Source organism: Pseudohongiella acticola, from assembly GCF_001758195.1.
GTDB lineage: Bacteria > Pseudomonadota > Gammaproteobacteria > Pseudomonadales > Pseudohongiellaceae > Pseudohongiella > Pseudohongiella acticola.
In genome coordinates this window covers 181,812-198,234 of the sequence record NZ_MASR01000001.1, presented here as the reverse complement: position 1 = coordinate 198,234, position 16,423 = coordinate 181,812, and the positions used below count along the sequence as shown (strand labels likewise).

The following is a 16,423-nucleotide window of genomic DNA, read 5'->3' as shown; positions in this document are numbered from 1 at the left end:
ATTAATAGGTACGAATCTTGGGCTCGAACTTGTCGACTGTTTTGGGTGCAAAATTAACAGCACGCTTGGTCAACTGGCGCGAGGTCGGATGATAAACCGAGTGGCACAGCCAGTTTTCATCGTCACGCTCCTGGTAGTCTTCGCGCGCATGCGCGCCGCGACTTTCGGTGCGTGCTTCCGCCGACAATGCGGTGGCTTCCGCCACTTCGAACAGATTCTCCAATTCCAGTGCTTCGATGCGCGCCGTATTGAATGCGTTGCTCTTGTCACCCAGCTTCACGTTTGCAATACGGGGGCGAAGTGCTTCCAGCTTCTTGATGCCTTCACGCATGAAGTCACCGGTACGGAACACACCAAAGTGGTTCTGCATGATGCTCTGCAGCTCTTCGCGCAGGTCGGCAACATCCTCACCTTCGGTAGAGTTGTTAAGTCGATTCAGGCGCGCCATGGCCTTCTCGATATCCGCTTCCGAGGCGGCCCGGTACTCAACGCCCTGACCCAGCATGCTTTCGATATGTTTGCCCGCGGCCCGGCCAAATACCACCAGATCCAGCAATGAGTTACCACCCAGTCGATTGGCACCGTGAACTGATACACAGGCAGCCTCACCGACCGCAAACAGACCGTGAATGAGCTCGTCTTCGCCGTCTGCATTTTGTGAGATCGCCTGACCATTCACGTTGGTCGGGATACCACCCATCATGTAGTGACAGGTCGGGATGACCGGAATCGGCTCTTTAACCGGATCCACATGGGCAAAGGTACGCGACAGCTCAAGAATGCCCGGCAGTTTCTCGTTCAATACTTTTTCGCCCAGGTGATCCAGCTTCAGCAGTACGTGATCACCTTTGGGGCCACAGCCCTTGCCGGCCAGAATTTCCTGAACCATGGAGCGTGCTACTACATCGCGGCCCGCCAGGTCTTTCGCATTGGGGGCGTAACGTTCCATGAAGCGCTCGCCATCCTTGTTGATCAGGTAGCCACCTTCGCCACGACAGCCTTCCGTGACCAGCGTACCCGCGCCATGAATACCGGTGGGGTGGAACTGCCACATTTCCATATCCTGCATCGGATAACCGGCGCGCAGCGCCATACCGATACCATCGCCGGTGTTGATCAGGGCGTTGGTGGTAGAGGCAAAAATACGACCGGCGCCACCGGTGGCCAGCACGGTCGCTTTGGATTCAACAAAAACGGTTTCACCGGTTTCGATGCAGATGGCAATAACACCGACAACGACGCCGTCCTCATTGCGAACGAGGTCCACGGCATACCATTCATTAAAGAAAACCGTCTCATTTTTCACATTGCCCTGATACAGCGTATGCAACAGGGCATGGCCGGTCCGGTCTGCAGCGGCGCACGTACGCGCGGCCTGACCACCTTTGCCAAAATCTTTGGACTGACCACCGAAAGGACGCTGATAAATCCGGCCGTTCTCGGTTCGGGAAAACGGCAGGCCCATATGTTCCAGTTCGAACACGGTCTTGGGGCCTTCGCTACACATGTATTCAATAGCGTCCTGATCACCAATATAGTCAGAACCCTTGACGGTGTCATACATATGCCAGCGCCAGTCATCATTCGGATCATCACTGGCAATGGCGCAGGTTATGCCACCCTGGGCTGACACCGTGTGCGAACGTGTGGGGAACACCTTGCTGATTACGGCGGTCTTGTAACCGGACTGCGACAGTTGCAGGGAGGCACGCATACCCGCGCCGCCGCCGCCAACAATGACCGCATCAAAAGTGATTGTACGAATACCGCTCATTTATAGTCCCCACAAAATCTGAACACCCCAGACGAGGTAGATGAATATCAACAGCACGCAGGCTGCCTGAAACAGAAACCTGATCACAGTGCCTTTATTGCCAATCATGTAATTGTTCAGGTAATCCGTGGCGATGGTCCACATCCCGATCCATGCGTGTGCGCACAGGGCAAGCAATGCCGCCAGACTGGCGATTCGCATCCAGGTACTGCTGAACAGCGCCTGCCATTCGGCAAAACCCAGATCCGGGGTCAGCAGCATGAAAGCAAGCAGACCAACAAAATAGACAGCCAGGATAACCGCGCTGACGCGCTGGATAACCCAGTCCGACAGGCCACTACGGCCAAAACTCATCACATTCTTCACCATATCCACACCCCCGCGGCGATAATTGCGATTGCAGATACGATGACAACAAGCCTGGCAGCGTTAATACCGCCCTGCAGGCTTTCGCCTGTGCCCGTATCCATGACCAGGTGCTTGATGCCTGCGATCAGGTGATAAAGCAATCCTGCCAACACGCCCCACACCACAAATTTGACCAGTGGCGCAGTCAGCCACTGCTGGACATTATTGAAGCCCTGCTCCGAGCTCAGTGACTCTGCCAGCAGGAACAGCAAAATGGCGATACCTACAAATACGATCACACCGGAAATTCGATGCAGGATCGACGTAATCGCCGGTAGCGGAAATTTAATGGTTTGGAGTTCGAGATTCTTGGGTCTGTTGTCTTTCACTGGCAGCCACTTAGTGAAGCGTCATTACATGACGCGGTTAGCGAAAAGACCAGTCGCAACGCGCTGATCAACCTCCGGAGAGTCTGAACCGAACCAGTGCCCCCTTGTTCATGCCCCTCAGGCAGGACCCTCAGGGAGGACAATTTTCTGTGTTCATTCAGGCGCTTCGTTAACTTCACCGGCGTGTTACGGGACCGGGAGTTCGGCCGCTGAGTATAGACTTATAGGGATCGGAATACAATAAAACACAAGGCGAAGGGATGGCTTTACGCCAATAAATGACAACGTTTTGTCAACTGTAATAATTTATACGTATTCGGGGAGTGACCCGGCGCCGGTTTATGGTAAAGTACCGGTTTTGCCGCTGGCCCTGCCTCCCCCAGCATGACATATATGAGACACAACGCGTGACGCAGCGTAACAGGTCAGTGGCCGTTACCGACATATATTGAGGGATAACATACCGAGAGCAGACTGCTTGTCGTTTCCAATGAAACGCAATCGCTGGCAGCTGGAAGTTTATCAGTCAGGAGTACACTATGAGTGAACAAAAAAAAAGCCCGCTTGAGCCTGGCCGGCAGCCAGGAAGTGATTGAACTTCCCGTACTGGAAGGCACCATCGGCCCGGACGTCATTGATGTTCGCAAACTGGTCTCACAAGGTGTGTTCACCTATGATCCCGGGTTCATGTCGACAGCTTCCACGGAGTCATCAATTACCTATATTGATGGCGACGCCGGCGTTCTGCTGCACAGAGGCTATCCCATTGATCAGCTGGCAGATAATTCCGACTATCTGGAGACCTGCTACCTGCTGCTGAATGGCGAACTGCCCGATGACGCTGCCAAAGCGGCTTTTATTGAAGAAGTTACACGGCACACCATGGTCGATGCGCAGATCGCGCAATTGCTTAACGGCTTTCAGCGCAACTCGCATCCAATGGCCGTCCTGATCTCACTAACCGGCGCGCTGGCAGCCCTGTATCACGACGGGCTGGACATTGATGACGCCGAGCATCGCAAGCTGGCAGCTATTCGCCTGATTGCAAAAATGCCCACGCTGGCGGCAATGACCTACAAAAATTCAATCGGCCAGCCTGCCATGTCCCCGCTCAACACCCTCAGCTATTCAGAAAATTTCCTCCACATGATGTTCGGCGTTCCGGCCGAGGCGCCTAACGTCAGCCCCGTACTGGCCAAGGCCATGGATGTCATTTTCCTGCTGCATGCTGATCACGAACAGAACGCATCGACGTCCACTGTTCGCCTGGCCGGCTCCACTGGTGCCAATCCTTATGCCTGCATTGCCTCCGGCATTGCAGCGCTTTGGGGGCCGGCTCACGGTGGTGCCAATGAAGCAGTGCTGAATATGCTGAATGAAATTGGCGACGAGTCCCGTATCGAAGAATTCATTGCCAAAGCCAAAGATAAGGACGACCCTTTCCGCCTGATGGGCTTCGGTCACCGGGTTTACAAAAACTTTGACCCACGCTCGAAAGTCATGCGTAAAATTTGTGATGAAGTGCTGGCGGATCTCGGTGTTGAAAACGATCCATTGTTCAAAATCGCACGACGTCTGGAAAAAATCGCTCTGGAAGATGAATATTTCATTGAGCGTAAACTGTACCCCAATGTTGATTTTTACTCCGGCATTATCCTTAAGGCTATTGGCATCCCCACCAGCATGTTCACCGTAATATTTGCACTGGGCCGCACACCGGGCTGGATTGCACACTGGAATGAGATGATCAGCAGTGCCTATAAAATCGGTCGGCCACGCCAGTTGTATAAAGGCGCGGCCAAACGCGACTACCCGGTGTAACAACCTCGGGGGGACGGAGCCGGGTCTCCGTCCCCGGCCCTTCGATAGGCGCAAAACCGGATTGTAGCCAACAAAAAAGGGGTCAAGCTTTTGCTTGACCCCTTTTTTGTTGTGCCTGTTTGTTGTGTCTGGGTTTGCACGAATATTTGGTGGAGCTAATCGGGATCGAACCGATGACCTCAACGCTGCCAGCGTTGCGCTCTCCCAGCTGAGCTATAGCCCCTTCATTCCCTGCGTATTGCAGAGATCGCGCATTTTAGGCATCGACCCTCCTGCTGTCAATGCCTTAAATTGCTTTTTCCACTCCGGATTGCAACTCACGGAAAGTTTTTTCCAGTACTTTCGCTTCCTTCTTGGAAACACCGCCGAGTACATCAACGGCATGTCGTATGCGCGCCCGGCTCACATCCAGCCCCAGAATGGTGATGGCATCAATCACCGACACCGACACCGCCTTACCGGTAATGGCAACAAAAAGCGGGAACAGGGTTTCACGTATCTTGATGCCCATGAACGCAGCCAGCTGCTGAGCACTGCGCTCAACGTCATCACGCGTCCAGTCCGTCAGTTGTTCCAGCTGCCACACATACAACTGCAAAATATGCTTGCACTGCTCTGCGCTTAGCTGTTTGTGGGCAAAGTCCTGTTCATGCACCGGCAGCAGGCCACTCAGGAAAAATCCGGCAAGCGGCACAACGTCGCTGAAACGCTCCACCCGATCTTTAATCAGCGGAATGATCTGCGTCATTTTGCCATCGGCCAGTGCCCACTGACTGTACGCTTCAGCGAAGGTGTCGGTATCCAGATTCTCCCGGATGTACTTACCGTTCAGCCAGTTCAGTTTCTCAACATCAAATACCGGCCCCCCCAGCGACACGCGATCAATATCAAAGGCAGACTCCATTTCTGCCAGCGTGAACTTCTCGCGACCGTCTGGCATTGTCCAGCCCATCATACCCAGATAGTTCACCATGGCATCGGACAGATAGCCCATGTCCTGATAGTAGGAAATACTGGTCGGGTTCTTGCGCTTACTCAGCTTGCTTTTGTCCGGGTTACGCAACAGGGGCATATGACAAAACTGTGGTTCCTGCCAGCCAAAGTGCTGATACAGCAGAATGTGTTTGGGCGTGGAATTGATCCACTCTTCACCGCGTATTACATGCGTGATCTCCATCAGGTGGTCATCAACGACATTGGCAAAATGATAGGTCGGCAAATGATCTGACTTCATCAACACCTGCATGTCGATTTGCTGCCAGTTGATGCGAATCTCACCGCGCAGGCGGTCATGAAATACACACTCCCCTTCCTGCGGCACTTTCATGCGAATGACGTGCGACTCGCGAGCCTCAAGCTTGTTGGCAATCTCTTTGTCACTCAGCGACAGGCAGTGCCCGTCATAACCAGCGGTCTGTTTGTTTGCCATCTGTTCAGCGCGCACGGCATCCAGGCGCTCAGCGGTGCAGAAACAACGGAAGGCATGACCTTTATCCAGCAGTATCTGAATATGCTCGCGGTAAATATCACTGCGCTGGCTTTGCCGATAAGGGCCATGAGGACCACCATTATCCGGGCCCTCGGCCCAGTCCAGACCCAGCCAGCGCAACGCTTGCAGAATGTCCTGTTCCGAACGTGCGGTGCTTCGTGTCTGATCGGTGTCCTCAATGCGAAGGATAAACTCGCCGCCATGCTGGCGCGCAAAACACCGATTGAACAACGCAATATAAGCGGTGCCTACGTGCGGATCGCCAGTGGGTGATGGTGCAATCCGGGTTCGTACCTGGGAAGTTGGCGTATTTGACATGGGACTCCTGCTGTCATCGCTAGAATTTGGCGGGTTCAGGCCTTTGGCCTGAACCCCCCCGGATTATACGTGATGGTGGCGGTGTCCACCACGCGCACGATAAGTGCGATTAAAAAGCCGACCACACGCACGATAAGTGCGTTGAGTGCTTTGAGTGCGTTGAGAAAGTCCACCACGCTCGACCTCCCATTGCCCGGTCTTTGTTATACTTAACAACCTGTTTAGCCAATGAGCCGTCGTTTTGAACCTGACACACAACAACACTGTTGATAACACCCGGAGTATTGCCCGTCAGCAACACGCAAGCGGGGTCAGCCCGCACCGTTTCTGCGTGGCCCCGATGCTCGACTGGACAGATCGCCATGAGCGGTATTTCCTGCGTCTGCTCAGTCGCCACGCACGGCTCTACACCGAAATGGTAACCACCGGCGCCCTGATGCATGGCGACATAAAACGGCACCTGCAGTTCGATCAGGCCGAACATCCACTGGCGCTGCAGCTGGGCGGCAGTGACCCGGCGGCACTCGCCCACTGCGCTGAACTGGCTGAACAATGGGGCTATGATGAAGTCAATCTCAACATTGGCTGTCCCAGCGATCGCGTGCAGTCAGGCAAGTTTGGCGCCTGCCTGATGGCGGAGCCGGACCTGGTTGCTGCCTGCGTCACCGCCATGCAGGCGGCCACCACGCTGCCGGTCACGGTAAAATCCCGCATTGGCATTGACGACAAGGATTCTGATGAATTTCTGCAACGCTTTGTAGACAGCGTTGCCAGCGCCGGTTGCCGAACCTTCATCATTCACGCACGAATTGCGGTCCTGCAGGGACTAAGTCCCAAACAGAACCGGGATGTGCCGCCGCTCAACTATCCGCGGGTTCGCGGCATCAAACAACGTTACCCGGAGCTGGACATCATCATCAACGGTGGCATCACCGGTCTGGAGCAGAGCCGCCAGTTACTCGACGGCGCCCATGGCAGCGCTCTGGATGGCGTCATGATGGGGCGCGAGGCCTACCACAACCCCTATGTTCTGGCACAGGTTGACCAGCAGTTGTTTAAAGACGAAACGCCAGTGCCCTCCAGAGGCGATATCATGTCGGCCTACCTGCCCTACGTTGAAACCGAACTGGCACAGGGCACGCCACTGCAGCACATGACACGACACATCCTGGGGCTGTTTAAAGGACAGAATGGCGGACGCCTGTTTCGCCGTCACCTGAGTGAAAACGCATACCGCAAGAACGCAGGAATCAATGTCCTGACGGATGCCCTTGCGTTGGCCGACGCCAGCATTAAAAGCACGTGTTGAGAACGTGCTGAGAGCCACCGGGACTTAGCGAAGGAGCCCCCATGATAGCAGCGATCAGACAATTCTTTGACAACCAGCTCGCCAGCCCTGAACAGGAGACCTCAGAACACAAGGTGGAGCGCTTGCGGCTGGCCAGTGCCGCACTGATGTTTGAGCTACTCAAGACCGACCGTCATATTGATGATCGTGAAACCCGGATGTTGCGTCAGGTGCTGGCCAGGACCTTTGCAATGGATGAGCAACAGCTTGATGACGTTATCAAACTGGCAGAAGAAGAAGCGGCGCAGGCTGTGTCGCTCTATGAGTTTACCAGCCTGATGAACGAGACCTATGACTATGAAGACAAGGTGCTGCTGGTAGAAAATCTGTGGCGACTGGCACTGGCGGATGATCATCTGGACAAGTACGAAGAGCAGATGATTCGCAAAACAGCGGACCTGCTTTACGTGTCACACAGTGATTTCATCAAAACCAAATTGCGTGTGCGTGACGAACAGGGTTAATCCCAGTTGCCCCAGTCACTCTGCTGGCTGGCCACTTCGCCATCCTTGACCAGGTATTCGCGCTGTTGCAGATACGCTTCCCGGGTGAAAATGTAGGGATCGCCGGACATCAGCGAATCTACTGCCATCGCCTCAACCCGACGATCAACCTGCTGCAGCACAAAGGCGGCATTTCGCATCAGATCGTCCTCGCGATGGTTCAGAGGATTGGTGTAGTTATCGACACCAAAGCCCAGCCCGTCGCGCACAGTGCTGGGCCCGAACAGAGGAATCACCACGTAGGGGCCGGGCGGCACGCCCCAGTAGCCCAGGGTCTGACCAAAGTCTTCCTCGTTTTTGTCAAAACCCGCCCAGGTAGCCAGATCGAGAACACCGCCGAGGCCGAATGTGGTGTTGAGCATCAAGCGCCCAGTGTCATTAGCCGCCGCCTGCAGCTTGAACTGCAACAGGTTGTTGGCCAGTACTGAAATGTTATTGATATTGGCGAAGAAATTGCTCACGCCCCGGCGCGCCAGTAATGGCACGTAACGCGTGTAGCCGTTGGCAACCGGACGCAGGACCTTGCTGTCGACATAGTCGTTAAACGCGTGCACTTTGACGTTAACGGGCTGCCAGGGATCATAATCGGGTGCCTGTTGTGCAGAAACGCTACTGGTCGCCACGCTAAGGCTCAAGCCCAGGCTCATGGCCAGCGCTGATATCTTGCTACACCGATACTGCATTAGTTTTAACACTCCACAACATAACAATTCAGATAACGCCAAGCGTGCATCAATCACAAGGACCGCACATTATCCCAGATTAGCCGGTTGCTTGATATAGCCCTATCGGGGGGGCGCCAACAGCTTGCGCAGGCGCTTCTCCGATACCGGGCCCCGGGTGCCCAGGGTCTGGGCAAACAGCGAAACCCGCAGCTCCTGCAGCCACCAGAGGAATTCTGCTAAATTCCGATCTTCAGCGCTCCTGGCCTGCACATGCGCTTGACCATACATCGCCTGCAGCTCAGCGATCACCGCCTGCGAGTCCTGATCCCGCTTAAGATTGGCCGGCAATTTGTCAAGGCGCTGCTGCAGGGCCTTCAGGTACCTGGGGTACTCCCAAAGCCAGGCATCCGCCACCGAAAGCGGAAAATCATCGGGAAACAGGAAGCTCAGCTGGCCTTCAATGTCCCTGCTCAAGGCCGTGTAGCTGGCAGGCAAAGAAGCCAGTTGTCGCCTGATCGTGAACAACAGGTCATAACTTTCTGTCAGCAAGCGGCACAGCCGCCCTGCCTGTTCCACCAGCTCAGCCCTGCCCTCCACCAGCAACGCCTCAAACCCGGCCTGGGTGAGGATCCTGCGCTCATTCAGGCGAAAGCAGAGCCGATAAACAGCAGACACTGCATGTTCCAGCCAGGCCTTGTCCTGTGTAATCAATTTGAGCCCCAGCGTGTTTTGTACGCGGCCAAGCTGTTTCAGGATCATGTTCTTCTGCTGTGCTGTCCGCAGCATCAACAGGCGCGCCAGACCACGTTGAGACACCTGGCCGGCACCGAGTTCGGACTCGCACAACACAATGGCAACGCTGTCACCTTCGTCTCTGAGCGCCGGGTAGCGCAGCAAGCGAATGCCCTCATTGGTTTCCACCATCGGCGGCAAATCACCAAAATCCCAATCTGTGATCCCGGAACGCTCAAGCGGATGCGTTGACACTCGTGTCGCGGCCGCCGCACTGCCGCTGAATTGTTGCTGCAGCCGGGACAGATCCTGTTCCACCGCCAGCACCCGCTGCCTGGCGTCAAGCACACGAACTCTGGGCTGCAGATGCAAAGGCAGCGCGGCCGGATCCCAGTCATCGGGCGCCAGGCGAATACGCTTCATAGACCAGGCCTGTTCGGTCAATAATTCAACCAGCGTCTGGGTAGGCCTGCCCTCCTTTGACTGACCGGCGTTTTCCAGTGCCCGCGACGCAAAATCGGGCACTGGCACAAATTGTTTTCGCAGGGCCTTGGGCAGGCTCTTCATCAACGCCACAGCACGCTCCTGAACCAGACCGGGCACAGCCCAGTCAAGGTCGAGTTGGGTCAGACTGCTGACCAATGGAGCCGGTACATCAATGCTGATACCGTCTTCGGCGCTACCCGGTTCAAACCGGTAGTTGATGGATAACTCGTTATGGTGAACTGCCGTACTGTCGGGAAAAGCGACTTCACTGCCCTGATCAACGTCACGCGCGACAACATCCTCACGCTGCATACGCAAAGGATCAGACTGTTGTTGCGCTTCACGATACCAGTGTTCCAGCGCAGCCACATTGTTGATCGATTTGGGCAGTCGCTCATCATAAAATGCCGCCAGCTGATCATCGCTGACCAGAATATCCGGACGCCGCTCTTTCTCTTCCTGGCGCCGAACCGTGGCCAGTAAGTCCGAATTAGCGTGATAGAACGCAAGACCTGTCTCCAGTTGCTCAGCCACCAGGCCTTCACGGATGAAGATGTCCCGGCTCAGCACCGGATCGATTGCACCGTAGGACACCGCGCGCTTTTCAATCAGGGTCAGCCCGAACAGACTGATTTTCTCGTAGGCGATCACTTCACCACGCTTCTTCTCCCAGTGCGCTTCAAAATGATCACGACGCAACAGGTGCGGTGCGGCGTCCACCGCCCAGTCGGGCTCGATACGTGCCGCCATGGTAGCAAACAGACGACTGGTTTCGATCAGTTCCGCACTGACAATCCAGCGCGGCATTTTTTTATACAGTGCCGAGCTGGGGAAGAGCGAAAATTTTCGTCCACGACTGCCCAGGTAAAACCCATCCTGGGTTTTCTGGCCAAGTTGATTCAGCGACCCTGGCAGCATCGCTCTGTGAACCGATTCGTAATCGATGTCCTGATTTTCTGTGCGCCCAGGCGCCTTGAAACCAAGGGATTGGCACGACAGACTCAGCTGACGATGGGTTTCGCGCCACTCACGCAAGCGCAGCCAGGACAGAAAGTTTTCTTTACAGTATTTGCGAAACTGACCCTGCGTCAATGCTTGACGTTGTTTCTCTACCTCTTCCCACAGCACCACCCACGACAGAAAGTCAGATTCTGCATTGGCAAACTGTTGATGTTTCTGTCTTGCTGCCTGACGTTTGTCCGCCGGCGTGTCGCGCGGATCCTGAACACTCAGCGCGCTGACAATGATCAACAGCTCATACAGTGAATGCCGCTGTGCGGCTTCAAGCAGTATTCGACCCAACCGCGGATCAACGGGTAGTCGCGCCATCGCTCTTCCGGTTTCGGTCAATTTGCGCTCATTGTCGATGGCACCCAGCTCATCCAGCAGTTTAAAACCATCGTTGATTGCACGACGGTCAGGCGCTTCAACAAAGGGAAACTGACTGATGTCGCCCAGTTTGAGTAACAGCATCTGCAGGATCACAGCACTGAGATTGGTGCGCTGGATCTCCGGATCCGTGTACTGAGGTCGACCCAGAAAATCGCTCTCACTATACAGGCGTATACAGATGCCGCTGGCAACCCGGCCGCAGCGACCGGCACGCTGATTCGCACTGGCCTGCGACACCGGTTCTATCGGCAACCGTTGCACTTTGCTCTGCACACTGTAGCGGCTGATTCGCACCAGCCCGCTGTCGATGACATACCTGATTCCCGGGACCGTTAGTGAGGTTTCGGCCACGTTGGTGGACAGAATAATTCGTCGTCCCTGATGTGGCGCAAAAATACGTTGCTGCTCGTTCTGGGTCAGCCGTGCATACAACGGCAGGATCTCGGTCTGTCGCAATTCCTGTTTGCGTAGTGCCATCGCCAGATCACGAATTTCACGTTCACCGCTAAGAAAAATGAGCACATCACCCGGCCTCTGCCGACGCTGGCGTTCAAGACTCTCCAGCCGCCGTAACGCTTGCATCACGCCAGCGAGCAGTATCTCATCGTCCTTGTCGTCGCCATCCAGTTCAGCCGGATCCTGGTACAGAATCTCTACTGGATAGGTCCGTCCAGACACACTGATGATGGGTGCATCAGAAAAATGCCGTGAGAACTTTTCGACATCAATGGTGGCCGAGGTAATAATGATCTTCAGGTCGGGACGCTGGCGGCTCAGACGCTTGAGATAACCCAGTAGAAAATCGATATTCAGGCTGCGCTCGTGAGCCTCATCAATAATCAGAACTTCATACTTGTTGAGAAAACGATCCTGCTGAATTTCAGCCAGCAGAATGCCGTCAGTCATCAACTTGATGAAGGTATGCTCCGTGGTGTTGTCACTGAATCTGACCTGATAGCCGACGCCCTGCCCCAGGGTCTCGCCCAGCTCTTCGGCAATGCGTGACGCGACAGCGCGCGCAGCCAGACGGCGCGGCTGGGTGTGGCCAATCAGGCCCTTCACACCGTAACCCAGCTCCAGACATATTTTCGGGATTTGTGTGGTTTTGCCGGAACCGGTTTCGCCTGCCACGACAACAATCTGATGCCGTTCCAGCGCATCAGCTATGTCCTGGCGCTTCTCTGATACCGGCAATTCGGCTGGATAGTTGATAACCGGTATTTTTGCCAGCCGCGACTGCACGCTGGCCATCGATTTCTCGATACGCGCTTGCAGTGTTGCCAGTGCCTGTTGGTAGCCAGCGTCAACCCGACCTTCTGCAGCCCGGCGGTTCAGGCGGGACAAGGCCTGTTGTAGCGAAAATTGATCCGCACTCAGGCACTGCTTGATCCGGCTCCGCAAATCTTTGTTCATAGCGACTGCTTGTTAATGCTGCTTCAGCTCCTGCTCCCGAATTTCACGCCGCAGGATCTTGCCAACGTTGGACTTGGGCAGGTCGTCAACAAAAACGATCTCCTTGGGTACTTTATACGCGGTCAGATTTTCCCGGCAGTGAGCTGTGACATCAGCAATGGTCAGCACATTGTCACGGCGCACAACAAACAGCTTGATGCCCTCGCCACTCTTCTCACTGGGCACGCCGATCGCGGCACTTTCAGCAACACCCGGATGGGAATTGACCACCTCTTCCACTTCGCTGGGATAAACATTGAAGCCGGAAACGATGATGAGATCCTTTTTGCGATCAACAATCTTGATGAAACCTTCTTCGTCGATCATGGCGAAGTCACCGGTCTTGAACCAGCCATCTTCGGTAATGGAGTCTGCAGTCGCCGATTCATTAAGCCAGTAGCCTTTCATCACCTGTGGCCCACGAACCCATAACTCGCCCTTCTCATTCAGGCCGAGGTCCTTGCCGTCATCATCGACCGTTTTGACCTCGGTGCCCGGCACGGGGGGGCCCACCGTGCCTATCTTGACTTTGTGGTGGGGATTAACACTGACCACAGGTGAGCATTCAGTCAGACCATATCCCTCGTATACCTGACACCCGGTCACGCGCTGCCATTCCTCGGCCACACTGATGGTCAGGGCCATACCACCGGCGCCGGTAAAGCGCATCTGGCTGAAATCAATCTGGCCGATATCCTTGTGGCGACTCATGGCCAGAAACAGGGTATTGATACCAACAAAACCGTTTATCCGGGGCAATGACTTCAAGGTTTTTAACAAACCATCAAGGTCGCGTGGATTCGGAATCAATACACTATGGTTGCCCGCGTAAACAGCCGCCAGGCAATGAAACATGAAGGCATAGGTATGGTAGAGCGGCAACGGCGCAACAATGATATCGCTACCATCGCGGATCAGGGGCTTGCTCACTTCGCGCAGCTGCATCATGTTGTGCACAAGATTACTGTGCGTCAGCATTGCGCCTTTTGCCAGCCCGGTGGTGCCTCCGGTATACAGTACAATGGCGACATCGGTGCCGCTGTCCGGTGCTGGTTGCCGTGCCGGAGAACTACTCAATGCATCAGACCAGTTGACGGCGCCGGCAATGGACCATGACGGCACCATGCGCTTCAGGTATTTAACCGCCAGATTCATCAGCAGGCGTTTTGGCTGCGGTAACATGTCAGCGAGTTGAGTCACCACCACACATTCAATATCTGTTTCTTTGATGATGGATTCAAGTTTGTCGCAGAAATTCTCCAGAATAACCACACCCTTGACGCCGGAGTCGCGGAACTGATGCTTCATTTCCCGCGCGGTATACAACGGGTTGGTATTAACCATCACCAGACCGGCGCGCGCTGCGGCCACCACGGCAACCGGAAACTGCAACAAATTAGGCAACTGTATGGCGATACGATCACCAGGCTTGAGGCCGCTGCTTTCGCGTAACCAGTTGGCAAAGCGTGCACTGTGCTCATCAAGCTCGGCGTAGCTGATGGTGTGACTCAGACAACTGAAAGCAGGCATGTCAGCATAGTTTTTGAAAGCGTATTCAAAGATATCGACTATCTTGCTGAACTGACCAGGATCAAGATCCGGCTCAGTTGACATCTGGGTTGCTGCAAACATAATGCGGGTCTCCTCGGACACTGCGCTGATTATTGTATTATTTGCTGAGAGACGACATCGCCTCTTCCAGTCCTTTTACTGACAACGGGTACATTCTGTCTTCCAGTAACTCGCGCACCACGGCAATGGAGTAACCATGCTCCCAGTGTTGTCTGGGCACGGGGTTTATCCAGGCAACGTGGTCAAAATTCTCCGTCAGCCGCTGCATCCAGACTGCACCGGCCTCTTCATTGTAATGCTCGATACTGCCACCGGCATGGGTAATCTCGTAAGGTGCCATGGTCGCATCACCAACAAAAATGACTTTATAATCCTTGCCATATTTGTGCAGTATGTCGAACAACGACGTGGTTTCTGCCTGCCGGCGTCGACTCTGTTTCCAGACCGACTCATAAACAAAGTTATGGAAATAAAAATATTCCAGGTGCTTGAACTCGGTCCTTGCCGCGGAAAACAGCTCCTCACAAAGCTGGACATAAGGGTCCATGGAGCCACCCACGTCAAAGAAAAGCAGCACTTTGACCGAGTTATGCCGTTCCGGCACCATCTTGATATCCAGCAGCCCACCCTTTCTCGCCGTTGACGAAATCGTGTCATCGATGTCGAGCTCATCCTGCGCCCCGACCCGGGCAAATTTGCGCAGGCGGCGCAAGGCCATCTTGATGTTGCGCGTACCGATTTCCAGGGTGTCATCCAGATCTCTGTAGTCACGCCGATCCCACACTTTCGCAGCCCGGCCTTCACGACCCTCGTTCTGGCCAATTCGAATACCCTGCGGATTAAAACCATAAGCACCGTAGGGGGATGTGCCGCCTGTACCGATCCATTTGTTGCCACCTTCATGGCGCTCTTTCTGTTCTTCCAGCCGCTTGCGGAATTCCTCCATCAGCTTGTCAAGTCCACCCATGGCTTCAACCATGGCTCGCTCCTCTTCGCTCAAGCTGGCTTCAAACTGGCGACGCAACCATTCATCCGGAATTGCGTCGCGAAGCAGGTCATCCAGCACCGACAATTCCTTAAAATAGCGCGAGAATGCGCGGTCAAAGCGATCGTAATATTTCTCATCCTTGACCATGCACAACCGTGCCAGCAAATAGAACTGCTCCATGTCGGCAAAAGCAAAATTCTGTTTCAGACACTCAAGCAGAGTAAACAATTCGTCCAGGCTGACCGGAATTTTCTCCCGACGCAAGGCATTAAAGAATCGTATCAACATAGCGCCGCCGTTACCGCTTTGCCCGATGCATGAACGCGATCTTCTCCAACAGATGAACATCCTGTTCATTTTTCAGCAATGCACCGTACAACGGCGGGATCGCACTTTTCATATCCTGGTTCTTCAGGATTTCTTCCGGAATATCATCTGCCAGCAACAGTTTCAGCCAGTCAATCAGCTCCGATGTGGAAGGTTTTTTCTTCAGCCCCGGCACTTTCCTGATATCAAAGAAAATGTCCATTGCCTGAGCCAGCAGATCTTTCTTGATGTTCGGGTAATGTACCGCGACGATTTTTTCCATGGTTACGGCATCAGGAAATTTGATGAAGTGGAAAAAACATCGGCGCAAAAACGCATCCGGCAATTCTTTTTCATTATTGCTGGTAATGATGACAATTGGGCGGTGTCGCGCCTGCACACGCTGCTGGGTTTCGTAAACATGAAACTCCATCTTGTCCAGCTCTAACAACAGGTCGTTGGGGAACTCAATATCTGCTTTGTCGATTTCATCAATCAGCAGCACCACCTGTTTCTCGGAATCAAACGCCTTCCAGAGTTTGCCTTTCACGATGTAATTGGCAATGTCGTGCACTTTGGGATCGCCCAACTGGGAATCACGCAGGCGTGACACCGCGTCGTATTCGTACAACCCCTGTTGGGCACGAGTTGTTGATTTGATATGCCACTGGATCAGCTCCAGTCCAAGTGATTCTGCAATCTGTTCAGCCAGCATGGTTTTGCCTGTGCCTGGCTCACCCTTGATCAGCAGCGGTTTTTGCAGACTGATTGCCGCATTGACCGCCATTTGCAACTCGTCCGTTGCAACGTATGCCTTGGTACCCTTAAATTGCATAGTGT

General features: G+C 54.3%; 12 protein-coding genes and 1 tRNA gene. 3 read left to right on the top strand and 10 right to left on the bottom strand.

Annotated elements, in window-relative coordinates:
* Nucleotide 1 precedes the first annotated feature (1 nt).
* From sdhA to sdhC, 3 genes are read right to left on the bottom strand one after another with little or no spacing between them, the layout of a single operon-like run.
* Entirely contained in the window at nucleotides 2-1,774 is a 1,773-nt protein-coding gene (gene sdhA / locus PHACT_RS00860) for a succinate dehydrogenase flavoprotein subunit (protein ID WP_070115495.1), read from the bottom strand.
* Entirely contained in the window at nucleotides 1,775-2,143 is a 369-nt protein-coding gene (gene sdhD / locus PHACT_RS00855) for a succinate dehydrogenase, hydrophobic membrane anchor protein (protein ID WP_070115494.1), read from the bottom strand. It abuts the gene before it with no gap.
* Entirely contained in the window at nucleotides 2,137-2,511 is a 375-nt protein-coding gene (gene sdhC / locus PHACT_RS00850; RefSeq protein WP_070115493.1) for a succinate dehydrogenase, cytochrome b556 subunit, read from the bottom strand. The genes sdhD and sdhC overlap by 7 nt, the downstream gene beginning before the upstream one ends.
* A gap of 543 nt (nucleotides 2,512-3,054) precedes the next feature.
* Between sdhC and gltA the strand changes: the two genes are divergently transcribed.
* Entirely contained in the window at nucleotides 3,055-4,332 is a 1,278-nt protein-coding gene (gltA, locus tag PHACT_RS00845; protein WP_070115492.1) for a citrate synthase, read from the top strand.
* A gap of 147 nt (nucleotides 4,333-4,479) precedes the next feature.
* On the opposite strand, the gene PHACT_RS00840 is transcribed toward gltA, so the two are convergent.
* Nucleotides 4,480-4,555, bottom strand: a tRNA-Ala gene (locus tag PHACT_RS00840).
* Nucleotides 4,556-4,618: 63 nt separating this feature from the next.
* The gene (gene gltX, locus PHACT_RS00835) at nucleotides 4,619-6,139 is read right to left on the bottom strand and encodes a glutamate--tRNA ligase (RefSeq protein WP_070115491.1); all 1,521 of its coding nucleotides are present in this window, start codon (nucleotides 6,137-6,139) and stop codon (nucleotides 4,619-4,621) included.
* A gap of 247 nt (nucleotides 6,140-6,386) precedes the next feature.
* Between gltX and dusA the strand changes: the two genes are divergently transcribed.
* On the top strand, nucleotides 6,387-7,448 hold the full coding sequence (gene dusA, locus PHACT_RS00830; RefSeq protein ID WP_397389508.1) for a tRNA dihydrouridine(20/20a) synthase DusA: 1,062 nt from the start codon (nucleotides 6,387-6,389) through the stop codon (nucleotides 7,446-7,448).
* Nucleotides 7,449-7,489: 41 nt separating this feature from the next.
* On the top strand, nucleotides 7,490-7,951 hold the full coding sequence (locus tag PHACT_RS00825) for a tellurite resistance TerB family protein (RefSeq protein ID WP_070115490.1): 462 nt from the start codon (nucleotides 7,490-7,492) through the stop codon (nucleotides 7,949-7,951).
* Here PHACT_RS00825 and PHACT_RS00820 read toward each other — a convergent pair.
* The 5 genes from PHACT_RS00820 to PHACT_RS00800 form a co-directional block, all read right to left on the bottom strand.
* Nucleotides 7,948-8,673, bottom strand: a complete 726-nt coding sequence (locus tag PHACT_RS00820; protein WP_070115489.1) for an MlaA family lipoprotein — start codon at nucleotides 8,671-8,673, stop codon at nucleotides 7,948-7,950. The genes PHACT_RS00825 and PHACT_RS00820 overlap by 4 nt on opposite strands.
* A gap of 102 nt (nucleotides 8,674-8,775) precedes the next feature.
* Nucleotides 8,776-12,678, bottom strand: coding sequence for an ATP-dependent RNA helicase HrpA (gene hrpA, locus PHACT_RS00815; RefSeq protein ID WP_070115488.1), 3,903 nt, complete (start codon nucleotides 12,676-12,678; stop codon nucleotides 8,776-8,778).
* A 12-nt stretch (nucleotides 12,679-12,690) separates the two neighbouring features.
* Nucleotides 12,691-14,349, bottom strand: a complete 1,659-nt coding sequence (locus PHACT_RS00810; RefSeq protein ID WP_070115487.1) for an AMP-binding protein — start codon at nucleotides 14,347-14,349, stop codon at nucleotides 12,691-12,693.
* Nucleotides 14,350-14,386: 37 nt separating this feature from the next.
* Nucleotides 14,387-15,565 carry a vWA domain-containing protein gene (locus PHACT_RS00805; RefSeq protein ID WP_070115486.1) on the bottom strand — a complete coding sequence of 393 codons (1,179 nt, stop codon included), beginning with the start codon at nucleotides 15,563-15,565 and terminating at the stop codon, nucleotides 14,387-14,389.
* 10 nt (nucleotides 15,566-15,575) lie between these two features.
* Entirely contained in the window at nucleotides 15,576-16,418 is an 843-nt protein-coding gene (locus PHACT_RS00800; protein ID WP_070115485.1) for an AAA family ATPase, read from the bottom strand.
* Nucleotides 16,419-16,423: the final 5 nt, after the last annotated feature.

Bases quoted from the DNA above. Each gene is read 5' to 3' on its own strand.
- hrpA (WP_070115488.1), bottom strand. From the start codon at position 12,678: ATGAACAAAGATTTGCGGAGCCGGATCAAGCAGTGCCTGAGTGCGGAT.
- PHACT_RS00805 (WP_070115486.1), bottom strand. From the start codon at position 15,565: ATGTTGATACGATTCTTTAATGCCTTGCGTCGGGAGAAAATTCCGGTC.
- PHACT_RS00810 (WP_070115487.1), bottom strand. From the start codon at position 14,349: ATGTTTGCAGCAACCCAGATGTCAACTGAGCCGGATCTTGATCCTGGT.
- sdhA (WP_070115495.1), bottom strand. From the start codon at position 1,774: ATGAGCGGTATTCGTACAATCACTTTTGATGCGGTCATTGTTGGCGGC.
- PHACT_RS00825 (WP_070115490.1), top strand. From the start codon at position 7,490: ATGATAGCAGCGATCAGACAATTCTTTGACAACCAGCTCGCCAGCCCT.
- PHACT_RS00800 (WP_070115485.1), bottom strand. From the start codon at position 16,418: ATGCAATTTAAGGGTACCAAGGCATACGTTGCAACGGACGAGTTGCAA.
- gltX (WP_070115491.1), bottom strand. From the start codon at position 6,139: ATGTCAAATACGCCAACTTCCCAGGTACGAACCCGGATTGCACCATCA.
- sdhD (WP_070115494.1), bottom strand. From the start codon at position 2,143: ATGGTGAAGAATGTGATGAGTTTTGGCCGTAGTGGCCTGTCGGACTGG.
- PHACT_RS00820 (WP_070115489.1), bottom strand. From the start codon at position 8,673: ATGCAGTATCGGTGTAGCAAGATATCAGCGCTGGCCATGAGCCTGGGC.